The sequence below is a fragment of the Micromonospora sp. NPDC049799 genome (assembly GCF_040656655.1).
Classification (GTDB): domain Bacteria; phylum Actinomycetota; class Actinomycetes; order Mycobacteriales; family Micromonosporaceae; genus Micromonospora.
On sequence record NZ_JBFAMU010000341.1, the window covers coordinates 1 to 5371 of the forward strand.

At 73.1% G+C, this 5371-nt stretch carries 5 protein-coding genes; 2 read left to right on the forward strand and 3 right to left on the reverse strand.

Annotated features, from left to right (window positions below; all coding sequences use genetic code 11):
* From AB0I76_RS21560 to AB0I76_RS21570, 3 genes are all read right to left on the reverse strand, one after another.
* Positions 1-1086: ABC transporter permease (locus tag AB0I76_RS21560; protein ID WP_357038240.1), on the reverse strand; the 1086-nt coding region annotated here is incomplete at its 3' end.
* Positions 1086-1853 carry an ABC transporter ATP-binding protein gene (locus AB0I76_RS21565; RefSeq protein ID WP_357038243.1) on the reverse strand — a complete coding sequence of 256 codons (768 nt, stop codon included), beginning with the start codon at positions 1851-1853 and terminating at the stop codon, positions 1086-1088. The genes AB0I76_RS21560 and AB0I76_RS21565, both read right to left, overlap by 1 nt.
* A gap of 439 nt (positions 1854-2292) precedes the next feature.
* On the reverse strand, positions 2293-3207 hold the full coding sequence (locus AB0I76_RS21570; protein WP_357038246.1) for a PD-(D/E)XK nuclease family protein: 915 nt from the start codon (positions 3205-3207) through the stop codon (positions 2293-2295).
* A gap of 82 nt (positions 3208-3289) precedes the next feature.
* On the opposite strand from AB0I76_RS21570, the gene AB0I76_RS21575 reads away from it, so the two are divergent.
* Complete coding sequence (locus AB0I76_RS21575) at positions 3290-4444, forward strand: site-2 protease family protein (RefSeq protein WP_357038249.1); 1155 nt, start codon at positions 3290-3292, stop codon at positions 4442-4444.
* Positions 4441-5371 (forward strand): tRNA (adenine-N1)-methyltransferase (locus AB0I76_RS21580; protein WP_357038252.1); only part of this gene is annotated, 931 nt, incomplete at its 3' end. The genes AB0I76_RS21575 and AB0I76_RS21580, both read left to right, overlap by 4 nt.

The window sequence follows — 5371 nt, forward strand, 5'->3', positions numbered from 1 at the left end:
GTGGCCGGCGGGCTCGACCTGGCCGGCCACGTTGCCGAACACCCACGCCAGCAGCGCGCCGATGCCGATGCCGGCGGCCAGGCCGAGCACCGAGGCGATCAGCCCCACCACGACCGCCTCCAGCACCACCGACCCGATGACCTGCCGGCCGCTCGCGCCGATCGCCCGCATCAGCGCCAGCTCACGGGTGCGCTGCGCCACGATGATCGAGAACGTGTTGAGGATGAGGAACGTGCCGACCAGCAGCGCCACCGCCGCGAAGCCCAGCAGGATCCGGTTGAAGAAGGTCAGCCCCTCCTTGAGGCTGGCCGCCGAGTCCGCGGCCAACTGCTCGCCGGTCTTGACCTCGAACCCGTCGCCGAGCGCGGCGGCGACGTCGTCGCGCAGCGCCTCCGGCGTCACCCCGTCGGCGGCGGTGACGGTGATGCTGCTGAAGGTGTCGGGCTGGCCGAGCATCAGCTGCTGCGCCACCGGCGTGGTGAAGAAGACCTCGTTGAGGCCACCGATCGAGTCCCGGTCGCCGCTGTAGCCGACCACACCGACCAGGGTGAACGGGCGGGCCTTGGACTCGACCGCGGTGAGCACGCCGACCTGCTGGCCGACCTGCACCTTGGCGGCGGTGGCCAGCGCCTTGTTGATGACGATCTCGTTGTCGGCCTGGGGTGCGCGGCCCTCGCGCAGCCGCAGCAGGTCGCTCTCGCCGGTCCAGTTCTCGCCCAACTGCGGCGGCCCGAACGACGTCACCACCTTGCCGTTGCTGCCGATCAGGCGGGCGCCGTCGGCGGCGACCACGCCCACGGCGTCGGTCACCCCGGGCAGCTGCTTCACCCGGTCCACCGTCGCCGCCGGAACCGGGGCGGCCACCTGCTCGCCCTGCACCTCGCTGAGCGCCACCTTCGGCTTCGCCGCGACGTTCACGTCGATCTCGGAGGTGCCCTCGGCGAAGACCGCGTCGAAGGAGCGGCCGAGGGTGTCGGTGAGCACGAACGCCCCGGAGACGAACATGACGCCGAGGACCACCGCCAGCCCGGACAGGATCAGCCGGAGCTTGCGGGCCAGCAGGCTCTTCAGTGTCGCGCGGAACATCAGCTGCCCACCTCGGCCGGAGTGTCCAGCTTCTTCATGGTGTCCAGCACCGTCTCCGCCGTGGGCTCGATCAGCTCGGAGACGATCTGCCCGTCGGCGAGGAAGACCACCCGGTCGGCGTACGCGGCGGCGGTCGGGTCGTGGGTGACCATGACGATCGTCTGGCCGTACTCGCGGACCGAGGTGCGCAGGAAGTTGAGCACCTCCGCGCCGGAGCGGGAGTCCAGGTTGCCGGTCGGCTCGTCGGCGAAGATCACCTCGGGGCGGGAGACCAGCGCCCGGGCGCACGCCACCCGCTGCTGCTGGCCACCGGAGAGCTGCGCCGGCCGGTGGTCCAGCCGGTCCCGCAGGCCCACCGTGGCGATCACCGTGTCGTACCAGGCCGGGTCCGGCCTGCGGCCGGCGATCGACAGCGGCAGCAGGATGTTCTCCTTGGCCGTCAGGGTGGGGAGCAGGTTGAACTGCTGGAAGATGAAGCCCACCTTGTCGCGCCGCAGCTTCGTCAGCCCGGCGTCGCCGAGGCCGGTCACCTGGGTGTCGCCGATCGCCACCGTCCCCCGGGTCACCGAGTCCAGCCCGGCCAGGCAGTGCATCAACGTCGACTTGCCCGAGCCCGACGGACCCATGATCGCCGTGAAACGGCCCCGCTCGAACTCGGCGGTGACGCCCCGCAGGGCGATGACCTGCGCCTCACCGCTGCCGTACACCTTCCACACGTCGCTCGCCCGGGCCGCGGCCTCTGCCTGCGGTCCTACCGTCGCCGTCACCTTTTCTCCCTCTTCCGTCCGTCTCATCCGCGCCGCCCCCGCTGGTCCGGCGCGACAGTCCCATCATCGGCGCATCCCGGCGCCCCTCCGTCCGACTCCGGGCGGAGTCGAGACGGATTTCGCACTGCGGGTAGCCCCGACCGCGACTCAGGGTTGACCCTGATCCGGCTGACCGTCGAACGTTTTCCCACGGCCGTCGCCCAACCTGCACCGTGACGCCGCGTGAGGGTCAACCCCACCGTGCCGTCGCTGGTGACGGTAGGTGACGGAAGCAACGGCGCCGTCGCGCCACGGGCCCATCCCCGCGTACGACCCGAGGGGTACGCACGCCCGTCGCCCTACGTCCGGGGACGGACCAGGCCCGACTCGTACGCGAGCACCCCGGGCAGGCCGCCCGTCGTCTCCGCTGCCCGGCTCGCCGCGTCCCGCCGGGGACCGGTCACTCGTCCGCGCCGGGCGCTGCCGGGCCCGACCGGGCGTCCCGCAGCGGGTCGGCGGCGGCCGAGCGGTCCGGGAACGGCGGCGGGGTCCCACCGAAGCTGGGGCAGAGCGCCTGATGGCTGCACCAGTCGCAGAGCCGGCTCGGTCGGGGACGGAAGTCTTGCCGCTGGGTGGCCTGCTCGATCGCCTGCCAGAGCGCCACCACCGTGCGCTCGAAGCGCAGCAGCTCGTCGGCGTCCGGGGAGTAGTCACAGACCTCGGCGTCCTTGAGGTAGAGCAGGCGCAGCACCCGCGGCACCACACCCCGGGTGCGCCACAGCACCAGCGCGTAGAACTTCAGCTGGAACAGAGCCCGGGCCTCGAACGCCTCCCGTGGCGCACCGCCGGTCTTGTAGTCGACCACCCGCAGCGCGCCGTCCGGCGCCACGTCCAACCGGTCCAGGTAGCCCCGGATCAGCAGCTCCCCGTCGACGACCGCGGAGATCAGGCTCTCCCGCTCGGCCGGCTCCAGGCGCCGCGGGTCCTCCACCGCGAAGTAGCCCTCCAGCAGCGCGGCTGCCGACCGCAGGAACGCGGCGGCGGCCTCCTCGTCACCGTCGGCGAACAGCCCGGCGAGCTCCGGCTGCTCGGTGACCAGCCGGTCCCACTGCGGGGACACCAGGTCACCGGCGGCGGTCGGGGTGCGCCCGGTTGCCGGCAGGTCGAACAGCCGCTCCAGCACCGCGTGCACCAGCGTGCCCCGGGCCTGCTCGACGCTCGGCTTCTCGGGCAGCCGGTCGATGCTGCGGAACCGGTAGAGCAGCGGGCACGTCTTGAAGTCCGCCGCGCGCGACGGCGACAGCGACGCCCGCACCGTCGCCGGCACCTCCGCCGGGAGCGCGGGCTGCTGTGTCGTCACCGGTTCCGCCGTCATGTCCGGAAGGTTAGGACACCGGTCCGACAGCATCCCCGTCGCCGCTCCGGTTCGTGATCTCCCGCCGCGTAGCATCGGGCCGGTGGAACGGACGAGACGCGCACCCCGCCGGACCGACCGGCGTCCCGGCCTGACCGTGGGCCGGGTGTTCGGCGTGCCGTTGCACCTCAACGGGTCCATGGTGCTGCTGGCGTTGCTGGTCACGGTGATGTACGCGGAGTTCGCCCGCCGCCAGCTCGACCTGCCGCAGGCCGCCGGCTACCTGATCGGCTTCGCCTTCGTCGTCTCCCTGCTCGGCTCGGTGCTGCTGCACGAACTGGGCCACGCGCTGACCGCCCGCCGGTACGGCATCGGCGTGCGCGGGATCACCCTGGAACTGCTCGGCGGCTACACCGAGATGGACCGCGACGCCCCGTCGCCGCGCGTCGACCTGCTGGTGTCGCTGGCCGGCCCGGCCGTGTCCGCCGTGCTCGGCGTGGTCGCCGTCGCCGCCACCCTGGCGCTGCCCGACCGGACGCTGCTCAACCAGCTCGCCTTCCAGTTGGCCGTCAGCAACGTCATCGTCGCGCTGTTCAACATCCTGCCCGGGCTGCCGCTGGACGGCGGGCGGGCGCTGCGCGCGGTCGTCTGGGCGGTGACCGCCGACCGCCACCGCGCCACCGAGATCGCCGGGTGGGTGGGCCGCGGCATCGCCGTCGGCACCGTGCTGCTGGTCACCGTACTCACCGTCAACCGGTTCCTGGCGCCGCTGGCGCTCCCGCTGATGCTGCTGGTCGCGTTCACGCTGTGGCGGGGCGCCGGCCAGTCCATCCGGGTGGCCCGGGTCAGCCGCCGGCTGCCCCTGATCGACCTGTCCCGCCTGGCCCGCCCGGTGCTGGCCGTACCGACCGGCACCCCCCTCGCGGAGGCGCAGCGCCGCCGCGACACCGGGCCCCAGCCGGGCGCCGCCCTGGTCGTGTCGGACTCCACCGGCCGCCCGATCGGCCTGGTCGACCCGGCGGCGGCCGGAGCCGTGCCCGTCGAGCGGCGCCCCTGGCTGGCGGTCGACGCGGTGTCCCGGTCGCTGGCCGGTCTGCCCACCATGCCGGTCGGACTGGACGGGGAGCGGGTCATGGAGACCGTCCAGGCCCACCCGGGCGCACAGTACGTCGTGACGGCAGGCGAAGATGTCGTCGGCATCCTGCACATCGCGGATCTGGCTCAGCTCCTCGAACCTCACCGGAAGATGAACACGTGACCGCAACTCCCTCCGCCGCCCCGGTCGACCCGGGCACCCCCGCCGACGTCCCGGCGCCGCCCCCCGTGCACCGCGGGCCGTTCCGCGTCGGCGACCGGGTGCAGCTGACCGATCCCAAGGGGCGGATGCACACGGTCACCCTGGAACCCGGCAAGGAGTTCCACACCCACCGGGGCATCCTCAAGCACGACGCGCTCATCGGGCTGCCCGACGGCAGCGTGGTGACCACCTCCGGCGGCGGCACCGCCTTCCTCGCGCTGCGCCCGCTGCTGTCGGACTACGTGCTGTCCATGCCCCGCGGCGCGCAGGTGATCTACCCGAAGGACTCGGCCCAGATCGTCGCCATGGGCGACATCTTCCCCGGTGCGAAGGTCCTGGAGGCCGGCGCCGGTTCCGGCGCGCTGAGCTGCTCGCTGCTGCGGGCCGTCGGCACCACCGGCGAGCTGCACTCGTTCGAGCTGCGCGACGACTTCGCCCAGATCGCCAAGCGCAACGTCGAGGCCTTCTTCAACGGCCCGCACCCCGCCTGGCGCCTGCACGTCGGCGACGTCGCCCAGTGCACCGAGACCGGCTTCGACCGGATCATCCTGGACATGCTCACCCCCTGGGAGACCCTCGACATGGTCGAGCGGGCGCTCGTGCCCGGCGGCGTCTTCATCGGGTACGTGGCCACCACCCCGCAGCTGTCCGAGCTGGTGGAGGCACTGCGGGAACGGGGCGGCTGGACCGAACCCCGCGCGTGGGAGTCGCTGGTGCGGGACTGGCACGCCGAGGGCCTGGCCGTCCGGCCCGACCACCGCATGATCGCCCACACCGCGTTCCTGGTCTCCGCGCGTAAGCTCGCGCCCGGGGTCCTCGCCCCGCCGCGCCGGCGCAAGCCCAGCAAGGGCGTCGAGGCGTACGAGCAGCGCCGGGCGGTGCTGCGCG